18 protein-coding genes and 1 riboswitch are annotated in these 15,849 nt (G+C 61.8%); of the genes, 1 reads left to right on the plus strand and 17 read right to left on the minus strand.

Features of this window, described 5'->3' with window-relative positions; genetic code table 11:
• Positions 1-9: 9 nt before the first annotated feature.
• The 5 genes from ACN2XU_RS10680 to ACN2XU_RS10700 all read right to left on the minus strand — a co-directional run bounded on the left by ACN2XU_RS10680 (position 10) and on the right by ACN2XU_RS10700 (position 4,232).
• Positions 10-468: a phage tail protein gene (locus ACN2XU_RS10680; RefSeq protein WP_419410425.1), complete on the minus strand. Its 459-nt coding sequence runs from the start codon at positions 466-468 to the stop codon at positions 10-12.
• Positions 469-544: 76 nt separating this feature from the next.
• On the minus strand, positions 545-1,576 hold the full coding sequence (locus ACN2XU_RS10685; RefSeq protein ID WP_419410426.1) for a TRAP transporter substrate-binding protein: 1,032 nt from the start codon (positions 1,574-1,576) through the stop codon (positions 545-547).
• A 55-nt stretch (positions 1,577-1,631) separates the two neighbouring features.
• The gene (locus tag ACN2XU_RS10690) at positions 1,632-2,957 is read right to left on the minus strand and encodes a TRAP transporter large permease (RefSeq protein ID WP_419410427.1); all 1,326 of its coding nucleotides are present in this window, start codon (positions 2,955-2,957) and stop codon (positions 1,632-1,634) included.
• Complete coding sequence (locus ACN2XU_RS10695; protein WP_419410428.1) at positions 2,947-3,468, minus strand: TRAP transporter small permease subunit; 522 nt, start codon at positions 3,466-3,468, stop codon at positions 2,947-2,949. Before ACN2XU_RS10695 ends, ACN2XU_RS10690 begins: the two co-directional genes overlap by 11 nt.
• Positions 3,465-4,232, minus strand: a complete 768-nt coding sequence (locus ACN2XU_RS10700) for an N-formylglutamate amidohydrolase (protein WP_419410429.1) — start codon at positions 4,230-4,232, stop codon at positions 3,465-3,467. The genes ACN2XU_RS10695 and ACN2XU_RS10700 overlap by 4 nt, the downstream gene beginning before the upstream one ends.
• A 95-nt stretch (positions 4,233-4,327) precedes the next feature.
• Here ACN2XU_RS10700 and ACN2XU_RS10705 point away from each other — a divergent pair, with 95 nt between their 5' ends.
• Positions 4,328-5,209, plus strand: a complete 882-nt coding sequence (locus ACN2XU_RS10705) for a MurR/RpiR family transcriptional regulator (protein WP_419410430.1) — start codon at positions 4,328-4,330, stop codon at positions 5,207-5,209.
• Between the two features lie 10 nt (positions 5,210-5,219).
• On the opposite strand, the gene ACN2XU_RS10710 is transcribed toward ACN2XU_RS10705, so the two are convergent.
• From ACN2XU_RS10710 to ACN2XU_RS10765, 12 genes are all read right to left on the minus strand, one after another.
• The gene (locus ACN2XU_RS10710; protein ID WP_419410431.1) at positions 5,220-5,387 is read right to left on the minus strand and encodes a hypothetical protein; all 168 of its coding nucleotides are present in this window, start codon (positions 5,385-5,387) and stop codon (positions 5,220-5,222) included.
• A complete protein-coding gene (locus ACN2XU_RS10715; protein ID WP_419410432.1) occupies positions 5,384-5,833 on the minus strand; it encodes a hypothetical protein in 450 nt (149 codons plus the stop codon). Before ACN2XU_RS10715 ends, ACN2XU_RS10710 begins: the two co-directional genes overlap by 4 nt.
• A 3-nt stretch (positions 5,834-5,836) precedes the next feature.
• Positions 5,837-7,111 carry an agmatinase family protein gene (locus ACN2XU_RS10720; RefSeq protein WP_419410433.1) on the minus strand — a complete coding sequence of 425 codons (1,275 nt, stop codon included), beginning with the start codon at positions 7,109-7,111 and terminating at the stop codon, positions 5,837-5,839.
• A 111-nt stretch (positions 7,112-7,222) separates the two neighbouring features.
• Positions 7,223-8,008, minus strand: a complete 786-nt coding sequence (locus tag ACN2XU_RS10725; protein ID WP_419410434.1) for an ATP-binding cassette domain-containing protein — start codon at positions 8,006-8,008, stop codon at positions 7,223-7,225.
• A gap of 40 nt (positions 8,009-8,048) precedes the next feature.
• Positions 8,049-8,432, minus strand: coding sequence for a nuclear transport factor 2 family protein (locus ACN2XU_RS10730; RefSeq protein WP_419410435.1), 384 nt, complete (start codon positions 8,430-8,432; stop codon positions 8,049-8,051).
• Between the two features lie 57 nt (positions 8,433-8,489).
• Positions 8,490-9,302 carry an ABC transporter permease gene (locus ACN2XU_RS10735; protein ID WP_419410436.1) on the minus strand — a complete coding sequence of 271 codons (813 nt, stop codon included), beginning with the start codon at positions 9,300-9,302 and terminating at the stop codon, positions 8,490-8,492.
• A gap of 44 nt (positions 9,303-9,346) precedes the next feature.
• Entirely contained in the window at positions 9,347-10,414 is a 1,068-nt protein-coding gene (locus ACN2XU_RS10740; RefSeq protein WP_419410437.1) for a putative urea ABC transporter substrate-binding protein, read from the minus strand.
• 92 nt (positions 10,415-10,506) lie between these two features.
• Positions 10,507-10,616, minus strand: a riboswitch (guanidine-I (ykkC/yxkD leader).
• 248 nt (positions 10,617-10,864) lie between these two features.
• The gene (locus ACN2XU_RS10745) at positions 10,865-11,857 is read right to left on the minus strand and encodes a LysR family transcriptional regulator (protein ID WP_419410438.1); all 993 of its coding nucleotides are present in this window, start codon (positions 11,855-11,857) and stop codon (positions 10,865-10,867) included.
• A gap of 1 nt (position 11,858) precedes the next feature.
• Positions 11,859-12,893 carry an ABC transporter ATP-binding protein gene (locus ACN2XU_RS10750; protein ID WP_419410439.1) on the minus strand — a complete coding sequence of 345 codons (1,035 nt, stop codon included), beginning with the start codon at positions 12,891-12,893 and terminating at the stop codon, positions 11,859-11,861.
• Complete coding sequence (locus ACN2XU_RS10755) at positions 12,890-13,882, minus strand: ABC transporter ATP-binding protein (RefSeq protein WP_419410440.1); 993 nt, start codon at positions 13,880-13,882, stop codon at positions 12,890-12,892. Before ACN2XU_RS10755 ends, ACN2XU_RS10750 begins: the two co-directional genes overlap by 4 nt.
• Positions 13,883-13,885: 3 nt before the next feature.
• The gene (locus ACN2XU_RS10760) at positions 13,886-14,848 is read right to left on the minus strand and encodes an ABC transporter permease (protein WP_419410441.1); all 963 of its coding nucleotides are present in this window, start codon (positions 14,846-14,848) and stop codon (positions 13,886-13,888) included.
• Complete coding sequence (locus ACN2XU_RS10765) at positions 14,845-15,825, minus strand: ABC transporter permease (protein WP_419410442.1); 981 nt, start codon at positions 15,823-15,825, stop codon at positions 14,845-14,847. Before ACN2XU_RS10765 ends, ACN2XU_RS10760 begins: the two co-directional genes overlap by 4 nt.
• Between the last annotated feature and the right edge of the window lie 24 nt (positions 15,826-15,849).

The raw sequence follows: 15,849 nt of genomic DNA on the forward strand, positions 1-15,849 counted from the left end.
TTTCCTTCCTCAGCCGTTTGCGATCGTCAGCCCTTCGTGGGCAAACTCGATCGTTTCAACCGCCACTTCATTCCCGTCGGACTTCAAATCCGTGCCGGAGATCTTCGTCGGCCAGGCGTTGGCCAGTTTCCAGACCATCGTCGGCTTCCCCGATTCATCCAGCAGCGAAATGGTTACCGTCGCGGGCTGGATCGTGTTCATCCTGATCTGGCTGAACCAGGACCAGAACGTGTTGTTGCTGGCGAAGATACCGTTCTTCATCACCACGGTGCCGGTCCTTGTGACGCCCGGCATCTTGATCGCCGAGAATGCGGCAGAATTCCCGGACCGGTAGTCGAGCACCTCTGCGTCGATCTCCAACCCCGTGACTTCCTGAAACGGCATGTTGCCGACACCCGGCATGGAGACCTGAAAGGAGAACTTGGGCAGCGGCCAGGCAGCGCCCTGCTCTTCGTCGCCATCCGTCATGTCCCGCGTCTCCCGGAGCCAAAATCGGCCCTCGCACAACTCCGCGCGAGGGCCTGTGTCACGCCATGTCGTCACATCAGAAGGTGTAAGGGGCACCCGCCGAGTTGATCACGCCGTTGTACTCACGGAAGATCGAGACGATCTTCTGGTGCACTTCGCCCTCTTCGGCGATCTCGTCCCAGAACTTGACCGCGGCCTCTTCGACCTGCTTCCACTCGGAGGACGGCACTTCGCGCAGCGCCAGCTTGTCGCCCTGCGCCCGCAGGCGGGCCTCGCCGCCCCAGTACCACTGGTTGCGATAGGTGTGACCGGCTTCGATACCCGCCATGACCAGCGTCTTGAGGTGCTCCGGCAGCTCGGCCCAGCGCTCTTCGTTGACGAAGAAGGACCCGATCCACGCGCCCGAGATGTTGTTGGTCAGGAAGTAATCGGTCACATCCGCCCAGCCGACGGTGTAATCCTCGGTGATGCCGGACCAGGCCATGCCATCAAGCTCGCCGGTCTGCACCGCGACTTCCGCATCCTCGTAGGGGATCGTCACCGGAACAACGCCGAACTGGCTCAGGAACCGGCCAGCGGTCGGGAAGGTATAGAGCTTCAGACCATCCAGATCGGCCAGCGAAGTGACCTCTTTCTTGGTGTTGAAGTTGCACGGATCCTGACCCGCAGCCGACAGCCATTTGACCCCGACTTTGGCGTATTCCTCTTCCCAGATATCCTTGAGGCCGTACTGGTTGAACAGCACCGGCACGTCGAGGATGGTCTTGGTGGCAAAGGGGAAGTAGCCGCCAAAGGTGCGCAGCGGCGTGGGCGACGCCATGGAGTCATCGTCCGAATGCACGCCGTCGATGGTGCCGCGCTGCAGCGCCTGGAACAGCTCGCCAGTGGGGACGATCTGATCGGCGTAGTAGAGTTCGATTTCCATCTCGCCGTTGGCGGCGGTGTTGATGTAATCGATGATCGGCTTGGTCACATGTTCGCCCAGCGCAGCGCCCGCGTAGGTCTGGAAGCGCCACTTGATCGGCGCTTGCGCCTTGACCAATGTCGGGGCGGCGAGCGCCGGGGCAGCGGCGGCCCCTGCGAGGATCTTGCGTCTTGTCAAAGTCATCTGTCGTCTCCTTGTTGATTGGATCATTTGCCCCTTCGCGGGGTCTTGTTTGTTGTCAGTTTCCATAGACCACACCGGGTAGCCACAGCGCGATGTCCGGGAAGGCCATCACCAACGCCAGCGCCAGAACCATCACCAGAACGAAGGGCACGATGGAGCCATAGATGTCGCGCAGCGAGATCTCCGGCGGCGCCATCGCCTTCATCAGGAAGAGGTTATACCCGAACGGCGGTGTCATGTACGCAATTTGGCATGTGATGGTATAAAGCACACCATACCACACCAGATCAAAGCCAAGCGCCCCGACCAGCGGCACATAGAGCGGCGCAACGATCACCAGCATCGCGGTATCATCGAGGAACGTACCCATCAGGATAAAGCTCAGCTGCATCAGGATGAGTATCATCCACGGGCTTAGGCCCAGTTTTTCGGTAAACAGCGACTCGATTGCCTTGACCGCGCCAAGTCCGTCGAACACCGCGCCAAAGGCCAGGGCCGCGAGGATGATCCACATGAACATGCAGGTGATGCCAAGCGTATTGCGCAGCGTTACCTCGAAAACCTGCCGCGTCATCCGGCCCTTGGCCACGGCGGCGAGGAAGGCCGCAATCGCGCCAATGGCGGAGCTTTCGACGAGGCTGGTCCAGCCGTTCACGAAGGGCACCATCATCACCGCGAAGATGCCGACAGGCAGCAATCCGGCGCGCAGCAGGCGCAGCTTTTCGCGCATCGGCATGTCACGCTCTTCGGGCGACAGGGCGGGGCCAAGCTCCGGTGAAATACGGCACCGGATCACGATATAGAGGATGAACAGCGCCGCCATCATCAGCCCCGGGATCACCCCGGCGAGCCAAAGCTGCCCCACGGGCTGCCGCGCGATCATGGCATAAAGCACCAGAACCACGGAGGGGGGAACGAGAATGCCAAGCGAAGACCCGGCCTGAATGACCCCGGTCACCATCTTCTTGTCGTAGTTCCGCTTGAGCAATTCCGGCAGGGCGATGGTCGCCCCGATGGCCATGCCCGCCACCGACAGCCCGTTCATGGCGGAAATCAGGACCATCAAGCCAATGGTGCCGATCGCCAGCCCGCCGCGCAGGCCGCCCATCCAGACGTGGAACATCTTGTACAGATCGTCCGCGATCTTCGATTCCGACAGCACATAGCCCATGAAGATGAACATCGGCAGCGTCAGCAGCGGATACCATTTCATCAGCTTGATCGCGGAGGAGAAGGCGAGGTCATAGCCCCCCCGGTCGCCCCAAAGCGCCAGCGCCGCGATCACCGCGACAAAGCCGATGGCACCAAAGACCCGCTGTCCGGTCAAAAGCATCGCCATCATCGTGGCGAACATGAAGATCGCAATGAATTCATACGACATGGGCGGGCACCTCTTCTCCGCGCAGTCGCAGGATATCCTTGAACAATTCAGACACCGCCTGAAGCAGCATCAGCGTTATGCCGAAGCACATGGTCACCTTGATCGGCCAGAGGTAGGGGCGCCACGCGGTCGGGCTGCGCTCGCCGCCATATTTGAAGCTGTAATTGGTGCTGTCGATCCCGCCCCAGAGCAGAACGCCAAGATAGAAGATCAGGAAGAAGACCGTGACGATGTCCACCGCCGCCTTGCGACGCGGGGACCACTCGCCATAGAGCAGGTCCATCCGCACGTTGGAACCCATCTGGATCGAATACGGCCCGCCAAGGATATAGTAGCCCACCATGATGAACTGCGCCATTTCGAGCGTCCACATGGAGGGCGAAAAGAACACTTTGGAGACTGACGACCAGAGCAGCACAGCCATCAGGGCAAAGATGCCATACATGGCAACCCGTCCGATGGCATGGTTGATCCGGTCGACCACGGCGATGTAACGGCGCAGGACAGTCATGCCACGGCCTCCCCGCTTTGCACCAGCGCCTGCGTCAGGGTCTGTGCCAAATGATCCGCGATGACTTCGGCCTTGGCTTCTGTGTCGACGAGATCGTTGCGCACTTCGATCATGACGGACCGCAGCCCGCGCGCATCCCCATGTTTTTGCAGCGTATAGGTCACGCCATCGCTGGCTGAATACGGCGCATTGACGGCGGCTTTCAAACCGCCCCGCGCGGCCTCATACGCGACGGCAGCTTCGGCCATGCGGCCGTCCGCATGGAACAGGAAGCCTAATTCAACCGCGCGCGGTTTGCCGTGATAGACAGGGGTGAACGTGTGAATGGTGATCAGCGTGACCGGCTCGGCACAGGCTGCGATCTGGCGATCCATGACCTCGGACACCGCCGCATGAAAGGGCTGATGCACGGCATCATACCGTGCGGTCCGCTCTTCTTCGCTGATCGCGTCGTTTCCGGGAACGACAAACACCTCGCTGAGCGCCGGGATGCTGTCCTTTGCCTCAAGCGGTCGGTTGCAATCATAGACAAGGCGCGAGATCTGCCCCGCCACAAGCGGCGCCCGCATCCGCGCTGACAGACGCTTTGCGACGTCGAGCGCGCCGATGTCCCAGGCCGCATGCGAGCGTTTACCCTCATCCGACAGGCCCAGATCATTCAAGGCAGGCGGAATGAAAGCAGACGCGTGCTCACAGACAAGCACGACCGGCGCCGCCCCGAATTCACCCATGATGGCAGCCGAAGGCCAGCCCAGCGCATCCATTTGTTGTCCCCTTCGTTCGCTTGTGTAAAGATCAATACAGAGCAAGTAGGAATGTCAACATTGTTTCTTTTCCAGCAGCGAGGATGGTGGGCGTAATGACCAAGACACAGGCAGACCCCGTCGGCACACCCCTTGTTCGTGACATGCTCAAGGATCATCAGACGCAGCTCACCGCTGCCGAGCGGAGGCTGGCCGCGACGCTTCTGGACGATTCCCTGATGAGCGGCCTGCAGTCGATCACCCGTCTGGCCGAGAGCGCGGAAGTGTCCACGGCCTCCGTGGTGCGACTTGCCCGGAAATTGGGCTTTGACGGGTTTTCCGACTTTCAGAATGCCATCCGCGAGGAAGTCTCGGCGCGGGTCAAGCAACCGCTGGCCAAACTGGAGCCTGCCGAATTGAGCGGGCGCAGCGATCACATCATAAGCCGCTTCGCCGTGGCGACAGCGCGCAACATCAATGCCACAATCGACAGGTTGGACGTGGAGGACTTCGAAACGGTCACGGACCTGCTCGCGGATCTGACCCGGAACATTCACCTGATCGGCGGCCGCATTACCCGCTCGAACGCGAATTATTTCTTCAATCACCTGCAGATCATCCGGCCCGGCGTATCATTGCTCGACGCTTCACCGAGCGTCTGGCCGCAGTCCCTGCTGGACATGAACGAACACTCGACCCTGGTGATCTTCGACATTCGCCGCTACGAAAAACAGTTGGAGCGGCTGTCGCGGCTTGTGGTCGAACAGGGCGGCACGATCGTGCTGTTCACCGACCAATGGGGCTCGCCCATCGAGACCCATGCGGCGCACACCTTCCGCAGCATGGTCGAAGCGCCCTCAAGCTGGGACTCCACGCTCGCCATAAATTTCCTGATCGAGGCGCTTGTCGCCGGCATTCAGGCGCGATCCTCCAGCGCCGACCGCATTGCGGCGCTGGAAGAGATGATTGGCGCCGCGCGGATTTTTCGCGGCACATAGCGCGTCCGGCTCAGCGGCGCGAGGCCCCAAAGGCCACGAAACCGGCAACCGCAATCACGGCAACGGCGGCGAGGATCGCCGTCCAGTTGGTGCCATGCGGCACCACGTGAACGCCGGTGTGCGCCAGAGCCGGGGTGCCAAGAAGGCTGAGCGCAGCAGCGATGGAACGAATAGTCATGTGTCGATTTCCTTTTTGCGGCCTGCCAGGAAATCCCGCAGGTCCAGTGTCGATTTCTCGTCCATGGAAACATAGATGAGGCCCATATTGGTCCGCTCCCGCACCATTTCGCCCGGGAACGGCAGGTAACTCAGCTCTCTGGAGCCGAAGGAGGGCGAGGCCGTGCCGACCTGCCAGTCCGTGGTCAGCTCCACATCCACCAGCTTCAGCGCCTTGGCGCCACCCTTGCCGGGCCGCTCGAAGGGAACGCCCGCGAGCTTGAGATAGCTGGTCTTGTCCCTGGCCTGCACAAAGCCGTCGATGAACTGCGCGGCCAGCACCTGCAGGTCGGCGGCATCATCTGCATCGTGCATATGGCTGTGCAGATGATCGGCCTCGTGCGAATGGTTGTGATCATGCGGATGATGATGCCCGTGATCGGCGTGGTGATGATGATCGTGTGGCATGTCTCAACCCACCTTATGCGGGCCGGGATTGGACCAGCGTTTGCCTTCGAACGCCCCGTGCGGAATGCTGACCGGTTTGTCGATGTGCTTCTTGTGTGCGCCAAGCTTGCCATGCGCCACGAGGCTGCCAAGCACGTCCACGATCACCCGAGTGCCCATCAGCGCGGTGATATCGCTGGTGTCGTAGGGCGGAGACACCTCGACCAGCTCCATGCCGCAGATCCCTTCCGCAGCCACGCCCGCCGCCAGCGCCAGCGCCTCGCGCGGCAGGAAGCCCCCCGGTTCCGGCCAGCCGGTGCCGGGAACAAATCCACAGTCGATGCTATCGATGTCGAAGGACATATAGACCATATCGACGCCGTCCCAGGCCAGTTCCAGCGCCATCTCGATGGTCTTGTCGATGCCCATCTTCTCCATGTCGCCCATGGTGATGATGTTGGTCTCGCGTTCGCGCGCGACCTTCACCGCCTCACGCGGGACCTGCCATCCGCCGATCCCGATCTGCACAAGGTTCTTCGCCGGCACGTTGGGCAGGTTGGTCGAATGGAACCACGGGGTGGTGTGCATCCGCTCGTCCAGATCCTTTTCCTGGATGTCGGCGTGCCGGTCGAAGTGCACGATGCCGATCTTCTTCGATGTGCATTCCGCGATGCCCCGGACACAGGGAAAGCCGATGGAATGGTCGCCGCCGATCATGATCGGCAGGGAGCCGCTACTGAACACGTGGCTGACGGCCCGGCTGATCTGATCGAAGGACTTCTCGATATTGGCGGGAATGGTGAACACGTCACCCGCATCGCAGAGGGTCATCTGCTCACGCAGGTCGACGCCGATCTCGTAATTGTAAGGCGTGTAGAGCGCGGAAATCTTGCGCACCCCCTGCGGGCCAAACCGCGTGCCGGGGCGGTAGGTGGTGCCGCCGTCGAACGGAATGCCAAGCACGGTGGCATCGTAGTTCGCCACCTCCAGAACGTCCTCCGTGTAGGGCGCCTTGAGGAAGGTGTTGATCCCGGCGTAATGCGGCAGCTCGCCGCGCGCGAAGGTCGGGATCGACTTGTCGTCGATGCTGTCCGCGCCGGTCAGGCCCATCCGCAGCGCCCAGGCCCGCTCCTCGGCCCAGCGCCCCTCGGGCAGTTCGGCCTCCTTGCGCATGGCTTTCCAGCCCGCAAGCTTGGTCAGGTCCGGGTGGTGTTGACGCATCTCTCGATCTGCATGACGGGCGCGAAGCGCACGGGGATCACGTGCGCGGGCTTCCGCGCGGTATATCTCAGAAAACATTCCTGTCTCCCAATCAGTTGCCCCACCCGATCATCAGGTCAGGGGCGATAGGATCCGGGCCTTGGCTGTCCCACGCGCGGGGCCCGGCGGCGCGCGTGGGTGTTCCCGGTCTCAGACCTGCAAAACGGGCTCCGCCGCACTCAGCGAGGGGTAGCGGTCGAGGATTTTCTGAAACGGCATCCCGCCGTCGCGGGCGTCGAAATCGTAGGTGACCGTCGCGCCGTAAAGCCCCGGATCCTGCGGATCCCAACGCGGTTTGTCGAACACCAGAACGCGGTCCCCCAGCTTGAAGGCCTCTTCTAGGTCGTGGCTGACCATAAACACGGTCATGGCAGTTTCGGCCCGGAGTTCCTGAAGGAATTCGTGCATTTGCAGCCGCGTTCCAGGATCGAGCGCCCCGAACGGCTCATCAAGGAGCAGCACGCGCGGGCGCGCTGTCATCGCTTGCCCGATGGCCAGACGCTGCTGCATCCCGCCCGACAGGCTTGCGGGGTATTGCCCCGCCACATGGTTCAACCCGATCCGAACGAGCATGGCATCGGCCCGATCCGCCGCCGCGCGTCGTGCTTTTCCGGTGAGCCAGCCGAAACCGGTGGAAAACCCCTCCCCGGCAATCAGGTTTTCGCGCACCGTCAGATGCGGAAAGACCGAATAGCGCTGGAACACCACGCCGCGCGCCTGCCCCGGTTCGACGGCCACCTCGCCGCCATCGACGGTGATCGTGCCGCGCACCGGGCGTTCATCGGCAAGCAGGAGGCGCAGGAAGGTGGATTTGCCACAGCCGGACGCGCCGACGATCGACACGAACGCGCCCTCTGCCACGTCCAGATTGACCCGTTCGATGATCGAACGGCCGCCGTAGGCCTGCCAGACATCGCGCACTTCGACGAAACTCATGGCCGCTCTCCTTGGTTTGGAACGCGGCCTCGGGCGATCGTCAGAACATGCCGTTGCCGTTCGCCGAGCGTTCGGGCAGGACTTGCAATACATCCCAGTGCTCCACCACGCGGCCCTGCGCATCGAGCCGGAAGATGTCCATCCCCGCGTAGTCGTCCGATCCCGGCCAGCGCTGTTCGCAGTGCAGAACGACAAAGTCGCTCTCCGCGATCCCCCGGTGGAAGATGACTGATTTGCCCGGATACGCCCGCGCCATTCGCTCGAAATAGTCGACAAAGGCCTCCTTGCCGCCGGCCACATGCGGATTGTGCTGGATGTACTCTGCCCCGGCATAGCGTTCGATCGCCTCGCGCGGTTTGCACTGATTGAACATCAGATCGTAGAAGGCCGTAACGGTGGCCTTGTTGGTTTCGGGATCTGGCATCACGTCCTCCTCGTCCTGCGACAGAGTGTTCCCGGACCGGTGCCTTGGTGCAAGCGGTCATAGCCCGGCCTCCATCCAGGGGAAGGCTTTTCGTGACAGCAGCTTGAGCAACCAGTCGAGCACAAAGGCCAGCACGGTGATCCAGATAACGTAGGTCAGGATGACGTCCATCGCGAGATACCGGCGCACCAGAAAGATGCGATAGCCAAGGCCGACATCCGCCGCCACCGCCTCTGCCGCGATCAGGAATAGCCATGCGGAGCCAAGCGACAGCCGCACGTTGGCGATCAGGCGGGGCAAGACCTGCGGCAGCGCCACACGCAGAGCGATCACCAGAGAGGAAGCCCCGAGCGTCTGCGCCTTGACGATCTGCTCATGCGGGATGTCCAAGACCCGCTGAGCCAGATCGCGCGTCATGAAGGGTGTAATGCCGATGACGATCAGCACCACCTTGGACGTCTCGCCCAGCCCGAAGACAATGAAGAGGATCGGCAAAAGCGCCAACGGCGGCACCATCGACACAACCGCGACAAACCCCGAAAGCGTTGCCCGGAACAGCGGCAGCAGGCCAACAACCATGCCGATGATCAACGACAGGCTCGCCGCAATGGCCACCCCACCGAGCAACCGGGCAAGGGAGGCCCATGTATCCTTCCAAAGCAGGATTTCCCCGGATCGGCGATCGCCTTCGGTAAAGAGCCGCGCCGCCGTTTCCTGAATGGTCGTGAGGGCCGGCAGGAGCTTGTCCGCCGGGTTCGCAGAGAGCCGGATTTCGGAGCCGACCGCATAGGCGATCAGCACCAGCACAAAGGGCAACGCAGCCAGAAGAACGGCCAGCGGGCGGGCGGGGGTTCTGTTGATCAAGCGCATGGTGCGAAAGGTGGCCCCGGGGTCAAGCCCGGGGCGCACGCCCCTCAGAGAGCGCCGTCGGCGGCCAGCTGCATATAGCTGGCGTCGAAGCGAAACATGACGTTCTGATCGGAGCCTGTGATGGTCCCGTCCGGGTATTCGATGCCGACGAAATCGGCGGAGGGGGCCCCCTCGCCGAGGATGCCCTTGTCAAAGAGGAATTCGGCAATCTCGGTCATCGTGGCCGGCAATTCGGCTGAGGACGCCTGTGCCACGGCGGCGGCGGGCTCATAGAACATCTCGGTCGCCGCCAGTTGTGCCTTGTAGCCCGCAAGGTCGGTTCCCGAGGCTTCGGCCATCGCTGTCAGCGCCTCTTCATCGCCCGCCGCCATCAGCCCCATGACCTCGTACCATGCCCCGACAAGCGCCTTGCCAAAGTCGGGGTTGTCCGCGAGCGTCCGTGTATTCACCACCATCAGGTCAAGGATTTCGCCGGGGATCTGGCTGCTGTCGAAGAGAACCTTGGCGTCCGGGTTCGACGATGTGATCTCGGACACCAGCGGATTCCACGTCACCACGGTTTTCACGCCATCGGCGGCATAGGCTGCGATCATGTCGGCGTCAGAGGTGTTCACCACACCGTCAAGGTCCCTCTCGGCCAGGTCCGCGCTGTCGAGCGCCCGCGCCAGAAGGTAATGCGAGACCGACAGCTCGACGAGGTTCACCTTGGTCCCGGCCAGATCGGCCAGCGTCATGTCACCCTTGGCGATCACCGCGTCATTGCCGTTGGAATAATCCCCGATGATCAGCGCGGTGGTGTCGATGCCACTGCCCGCAGGGATCGACAGCGTGTCCATGTTGGTCGCGGACACGCCGTCGAAGGCACCGGCGGTGTATTGATTGATCGACTCGACGTAGTCGTTGATCTGCACGATCTCGACGTCGATGCCGTATTTCTCGGCCCATTTGTCCATAATGCCGCTGTCTTCCAGATAGCCCCAGGGCATCCAGCCGACGTAGATCGACCATGCGATCTTGAAATCCGTCTTTTCCTGCGCGGCGGCAGGTGAGAGCGTCGCGCCAATCAGGCCCAGCGACAGGGCGGTGGCGGACAGGAACTTGGCTCTGGTCATGATCTTCCCCGTTGTGCATTCCGCCTTTTTCAAAGGAGGTCGCGCCCGCTGGCGGAACAAGGAACGTGGCGCGGGTCAAACCTGCGCAGTGATCCTCCCGGGATTTTGCCCCGCCGTGTGCCCTCCGGGAATTGGCCCGGCGGGTGACATTTCTCGGACCGAACCCGCCACATCTGGCGGTGGAACCCTAAATGTCCTGCATCTTTATCGAACGCTTCGCGCCCTGTTTCGGTCAACGCAACAACGCGCAAAGCCGGGCGCGGCACGATGACTGCCCGACAATTGAGCGGATTTTCTGCCGATCTGCTTATTCAACGGGCGCCAGCAACGAAACGCGGCCCCCGAATACAGACCAGACGTGGCAACGCAAAACCGGATCACCCCCCCGGAGACTCGCGCCTCCGAGGGCGTTTTGTAGGGGAGGGAGCCGCTCCGCGCCGTAGGCCCGCGCTAATCGCCAAGCCCGGTGCGCCCGCCATTTGTCTTGAGCTGCGTCACCCCCGCATAGGGGCGCAGCCCATCCGCCGGCACGGCCGCGCCGCTGCTCACTGCGCGCCAGACGGACCCCAGCATGGGTTTTTGGTTGTCACGGCGGCGATAGAGACGGATTTCGATATCGCTCTCAAACCGGGAATCCCCCGCCTTGACCAGCGCGCCGCTCGACAGGTCCGCCTCGCAAAACCGGCGTGGCAGCCATCCGAGGCCGAAGCCTTCCGATATCAGCGCCTTCACCGAGGACGACAGGGCGTTCGAGCTGACCAACAGCGTATTCGCGGTGCCCTCGTGCCGCGCCAGAAGATCATCGACGATCGGCCGCAGCACCGAGGCCGACCCATAGGAAATCAGAGGTACGCGCGCCTTCTCCTGCCCCGGCAGCCGGAACATCGCTTCACCGTCGGCATCCGGGCGCGAGACCGGCATGAAACGATCCCTGGCGATCGTCACGAACTCGAACCCGCCTTGATCAAGCGATTTCAGAAAGGTCAAAGCCGGATGCCAGTAGACCATCACCAGATCGACGCTGCCCGATTGCAGCGCTGTGGCGAATTTTTCCGCAGGCCAGGCTGTCGCGCCAAGCTCAACCGCAAGGGTGCCCGCATCCACATGAGGCTGAAAATGGCTGTGGTGGTAGGTCGTGAACAGCGATTGGCTGGCCGCAAGGCGCAGCAGGTTCTCGTCCTCCACCTCTGCCGCCTGACACCGTTCGATGGTGCCTTCCAGCGTGCGCAGCATGGCCTGCGCCTGTTCGTGGAAAATCTCGCCCGCCGGGGTCAGCGACAGGGGCAGGGTCTCGCGATTGATCAGTGTCGCGCCGATGGCGGACTCAAGCGCGCGAATGCGGCGGGAAAAGGCGGGCTGGCTGACGTGGCGCTCTTCGGCGGCGCGGGAAAAGCTCTGCGTCGCGGTCAAAGCGATAAAATCCCTCAGCCAGTTGAATTCCACCTCAGACGGCCTCCCTCATATCCGTTTCGCCGCGACCTTCTTGCACTGCGTGGCAGGCCACAAGGCTTCCGTCGGGTTGGGTGACGGCTACGGGCTTCTCGCTTCGGCAGCGGGCATTCGCCAAGGGACAGCGCGTCTGGAACGGACAGCCGGACGGCAGGTTGATCGGCGTCGGGATCTCGCCCTGCAGGCGGATATGGTTGGGCCGGTCGTCTTTCAACTGGGGCACAGCGGAGAGCAGCGCCTTGGTATAGGGGTGCTTGGGGGAGGCAAACAGCGTTCGCGTGTCGGCCACCTCGCAGATGCTCCCGAGATAGAGAACCACCACCCGTGTCCCGAAATGCTCCACCACGCTGAGGTCATGTGTGATGAAGAGGTAAGTGATGCCGTGCGCCTCCTGCATTTCCAGCATGAGGTTGAGCACCTGCGCCTGAATAGACACATCAAGCGCCGAGATAGGCTCGTCCGCGACGATGAACTCGGGGTCCACGGTCAGGGCGCGCGCGATGGCGATGCGCTGGCGTTGGCCGCCGGACAGCTCGTGCGAGTAGCGCGCGGCCCAAGCCGGATCGACGCCCACGGATTTCATCACATGCGCGACCTTGTCACGGATTTCCCCGGCACTGGCCGAGGGATTGTGATATTTCGACGGCTCTTCCAGCGTCTGCCCGATGGTCATGCGCGGGTTGAGCGAGGCATAGGGGTTTTGAAAAACCATCTGGATCTTCTTGCGGATCGGCAGCAGCGCGCGCCCTTTCAGCGTGTCGATACGCTGACCGTCATACGTGATCGAACCGCCGGATGGCTGGAGAAGATTTGCCACCATCCGGGCCACGGTGGATTTGCCACAGCCGGATTCGCCAACGACACAGACCGCCTCGCCCTTGCCGATATCAAAGGAGATATCGTTGACCGCATGAACCGAGGTCGTGTCGCGCACGATGCGGCCATTGCGGAATTTCAGACTTTCGAGAAAGCCGCTATCAACGTCGAACCGCTTTTCGAGATTGCGGATTTGCAAGAGAGCATCGCTCATTGCGCGGCCTCCGTGTTCAGTTCGGACTGCAGACGCTGCACCTCGTGACATGCCACGCGCACATCGCCGTATTGGATGATCTCCGGCATCGTCGCGCGGCAAAGATCGGTGGCGAGAGCGCAGCGCGGATGAAAGGGGCATCCGTCGGGCATGCTGTTGAGGGAGGGCATGGAGCCGGGGATTTGCTTCAGGCGCTGCCCCGGCGGGGTCTGTTGCGGCAGCGCATTGATCAGACCCTGGGTATAGGGGTGCTGCGGATCGTTGATGATCGAACGGGTCTTGCCCGCCTCGATGATGCGACCGGCATACATGACAAGGGTGCGTTCGGTGACCTGGCTGACGACGCCGAGGTCATGGGTAATCAACATCAGCCCGACCATGTTGGAGCGGCACATCTCCAGCAGAAGATCCATGATGTCGGCCTGAATGGTCACGTCGAGCGCCGTTGTCGGCTCGTCGGCGATGATCAACTGCGGATCGAGCAGCAGCGCTATGGCGATCACGATACGCTGGCGCATCCCCCCCGACAGCTCGTGCGGATATTGGTCCAACCGTGCCTCCGGCGAGGGGATGTAAACCTCCTTGAGCTTGACCGTGGCGATCTGCCGGGCCTCTTCGTGGGACAGTTTGCGATGCGCGCGCAGGGTCTCGATCATCTGCTGGCCGATGGTCAGCACCGGGTTGAGCGTCACCATCGGGTCCTGAAAGATCATCGCCATGCGATTGCCCCGCAGGCCGCGCACCTGCCGGTTCGACATCTTCAGCACGTCCTGCCCTTCGAACAGGATCTGGCCGCTGTCGATATAGCCGGGTCGGGAAAGCAGGTTCATCAGGGCAAAGCCGGTGATCGACTTGCCCGCGCCGGATTCGCCCACGACGCCCACCCGCTCGCCACGGGCGATATCAAAGGAGATCCCGTTGAGCGCGGTGACGGACTGGCTCCGGTTTGAGAATTTGACCGTGAGGTCACGGACGGAAAGCAAGCTCATGGATCAGCCCTTGTAGAGTTTCGGGTTCAGCACGTCGCGCACCCAGTCGCCAAGCAGGTTGATCACAAGAACAAGCACGACAAGAACGACCCCAGGAATGACGGTAATCCACCAGCTTCCCGACAGGATATAATCAAAGCCAGCCGAAATCAGCGAGCCGAGCGAGGGCTGCGACGGCGGCATGCCAAGTCCGAGGAAGCTGAGGGAGGCTTCGGAAATGATGGCGTTCGCCACCTGCACCGTGGAAATGACAAAGATCGGCGAGAGCGAGTTGGGCAGAATGTGCCGGACCATGATGCGGCCGGGGCCAAAGCCAAGGACGCGCACACTGTCGACGTATTCCTTTTTCTTCTCGGCGAGCACCGTGGCCCGAACGGTCCGTGCGTATTGTGGCCACTCCGCCACGCCAATCACCGCGATCAGGAAGAAGACCGCGTATTGACTGAATATCTCTGAACCGAAGAGCGCCTGTGTCAGCGCGAGAAAGATGATCGCCACCATCAGCGTCGAAAACGACAGCTGGATATCCGCGAGCCGCATCAGGACACTGTCCGTGCGCCCGCCGACATAGCCGGAAATCAGCCCGATGGAAATCCCGAGGAAGGCCTGCACCAGCACAGCGCAGATCCCGATCATCAGCGACAGCCGCGTGCCATAGAGGATCGTCGACCAAAGATCGCGCCCCTGATCATCGGTGCCAAGCCAGAATTCCGGCAGGCTGCCGTCAATCCACGATGGCGGGTACTCGCTGTTCATGATGTCGATCTGCGCCGGATCATACGGGTCGAACGGTGCGATCAGCGGGGCAAGCAGGCTCAGCGCAGCGATGATCACAAAGATCGTCAGCGACACGATCGCCACCGGATTGCGGCGAAAATCGTAGCCGATATTGCTGCTCCAAAGCGCCTTGAGCCGGGAGGGGCGGCGCGTGATCAGGACGGGGTTGTCTGCGGATTGGTCGGTCATGCGCCAAGCCTCGCGAGTTTGACGGTGGGATTGACCAGCCCGTAGATCAGGTCAACGATCGTGTTGGTGATGACAAAGATAAAGCCCACGACGATCAGGTAAGCGACGATCAGCGGTGTATCCACGCGGTTCACCGCTTCGAGGAACATCGCGCCCATACCGGGCCAGCTGAACACCGTTTCGGTCAGGATCGTGTAGGCCACCATGGTGCCGATCTGTACGCCGCCGACGGTGATGACCGGCAGCAGCGTGTTCTTGAGCGCATGCACGAAGTAGATGCGCCACGACGCGATCCCCTTGGCCTTGGCAAAGCGCACGTATTCGGATTGCAGCACCTCCATCATTTCCGCCCGGATCAACCGGATGAACATGGGCAGCATGATCGACGACAGCGCAATGGACGGCATGATGATATGTGCCCAGCCATCAACGGTCAGGAAATTGGTGTCCCAGTAGCCAAAGACATGCACCGTCTCGCCGCGCCCGAAGGACGGCGCCCAGCCCAGCTCCACGGAAAAGAGATAGATCATCAGAATGGCGGTGAGGAAGACCGGGATCGAGATGCCGACAATGCTGATCGCCATGATGAACCGAGTGAGCCAGCTGTTGGGTTTGATCGCGGTGTAGACACCCAGCGGAACCGACAGGCCAACAATGATGATCGTGGCACCAATAACCAGCTCCAGCGTCGCGGGCAGTTTCTTGAGGATGACGTCAACCGCCGGTTCCTTGAAGAAATACGAGGTGCCGAGATCGCCCTGCAGCGCGCCCATGAGGAAACGCCAGTACTGAACAAGGAACGGATCATTCAGACCCAGTTCGTCGCGAAGCTGTTGACGGACCTCTTCCGACACGGACTGGCCGACCAGCTCGCGCAGCGGGTCGCCGAGATTGCCCTGAATGGCAAAGCCGATCAGCGAAATCACCAGCATCACGGCGATGGCCTGAAAAACCCGTTTCACGAGATAGGCGAACATGAATGGCGATCCTTTTGGAAGTCA

Origin of the sequence: Pacificoceanicola niger (genome assembly GCF_048553275.1) — a bacterium.
Lineage (GTDB): Bacteria > Pseudomonadota > Alphaproteobacteria > Rhodobacterales > Rhodobacteraceae > Pacificoceanicola.

What these genes read in the sequence shown, in the direction of transcription:
- ACN2XU_RS10680 (WP_419410425.1), bottom strand. Translation starts at nt 468, where the DNA reads ATGACGGATGGCGACGAAGAGCAGGGCGCTGCCTGGCCGCTGCCCAAG.
- ACN2XU_RS10685 (WP_419410426.1), bottom strand. Translation starts at nt 1,576, where the DNA reads ATGACTTTGACAAGACGCAAGATCCTCGCAGGGGCCGCCGCTGCCCCG.
- ACN2XU_RS10690 (WP_419410427.1), bottom strand. Translation starts at nt 2,957, where the DNA reads ATGTCGTATGAATTCATTGCGATCTTCATGTTCGCCACGATGATGGCG.
- ACN2XU_RS10695 (WP_419410428.1), bottom strand. Translation starts at nt 3,468, where the DNA reads ATGACTGTCCTGCGCCGTTACATCGCCGTGGTCGACCGGATCAACCAT.
- ACN2XU_RS10700 (WP_419410429.1), bottom strand. Translation starts at nt 4,232, where the DNA reads ATGGATGCGCTGGGCTGGCCTTCGGCTGCCATCATGGGTGAATTCGGG.
- ACN2XU_RS10705 (WP_419410430.1), top strand. Translation starts at nt 4,328, where the DNA reads ATGACCAAGACACAGGCAGACCCCGTCGGCACACCCCTTGTTCGTGAC.
- ACN2XU_RS10710 (WP_419410431.1), bottom strand. Translation starts at nt 5,387, where the DNA reads ATGACTATTCGTTCCATCGCTGCTGCGCTCAGCCTTCTTGGCACCCCG.
- ACN2XU_RS10715 (WP_419410432.1), bottom strand. Translation starts at nt 5,833, where the DNA reads ATGCCACACGATCATCATCACCACGCCGATCACGGGCATCATCATCCG.
- ACN2XU_RS10720 (WP_419410433.1), bottom strand. Translation starts at nt 7,111, where the DNA reads ATGTTTTCTGAGATATACCGCGCGGAAGCCCGCGCACGTGATCCCCGT.
- ACN2XU_RS10725 (WP_419410434.1), bottom strand. Translation starts at nt 8,008, where the DNA reads ATGAGTTTCGTCGAAGTGCGCGATGTCTGGCAGGCCTACGGCGGCCGT.
- ACN2XU_RS10730 (WP_419410435.1), bottom strand. Translation starts at nt 8,432, where the DNA reads ATGCCAGATCCCGAAACCAACAAGGCCACCGTTACGGCCTTCTACGAT.
- ACN2XU_RS10735 (WP_419410436.1), bottom strand. Translation starts at nt 9,302, where the DNA reads ATGCGCTTGATCAACAGAACCCCCGCCCGCCCGCTGGCCGTTCTTCTG.
- ACN2XU_RS10740 (WP_419410437.1), bottom strand. Translation starts at nt 10,414, where the DNA reads ATGACCAGAGCCAAGTTCCTGTCCGCCACCGCCCTGTCGCTGGGCCTG.
- ACN2XU_RS10750 (WP_419410439.1), bottom strand. Translation starts at nt 12,893, where the DNA reads ATGAGCGATGCTCTCTTGCAAATCCGCAATCTCGAAAAGCGGTTCGAC.
- ACN2XU_RS10755 (WP_419410440.1), bottom strand. Translation starts at nt 13,882, where the DNA reads ATGAGCTTGCTTTCCGTCCGTGACCTCACGGTCAAATTCTCAAACCGG.
- ACN2XU_RS10760 (WP_419410441.1), bottom strand. Translation starts at nt 14,848, where the DNA reads ATGACCGACCAATCCGCAGACAACCCCGTCCTGATCACGCGCCGCCCC.
- ACN2XU_RS10765 (WP_419410442.1), bottom strand. Translation starts at nt 15,825, where the DNA reads ATGTTCGCCTATCTCGTGAAACGGGTTTTTCAGGCCATCGCCGTGATG.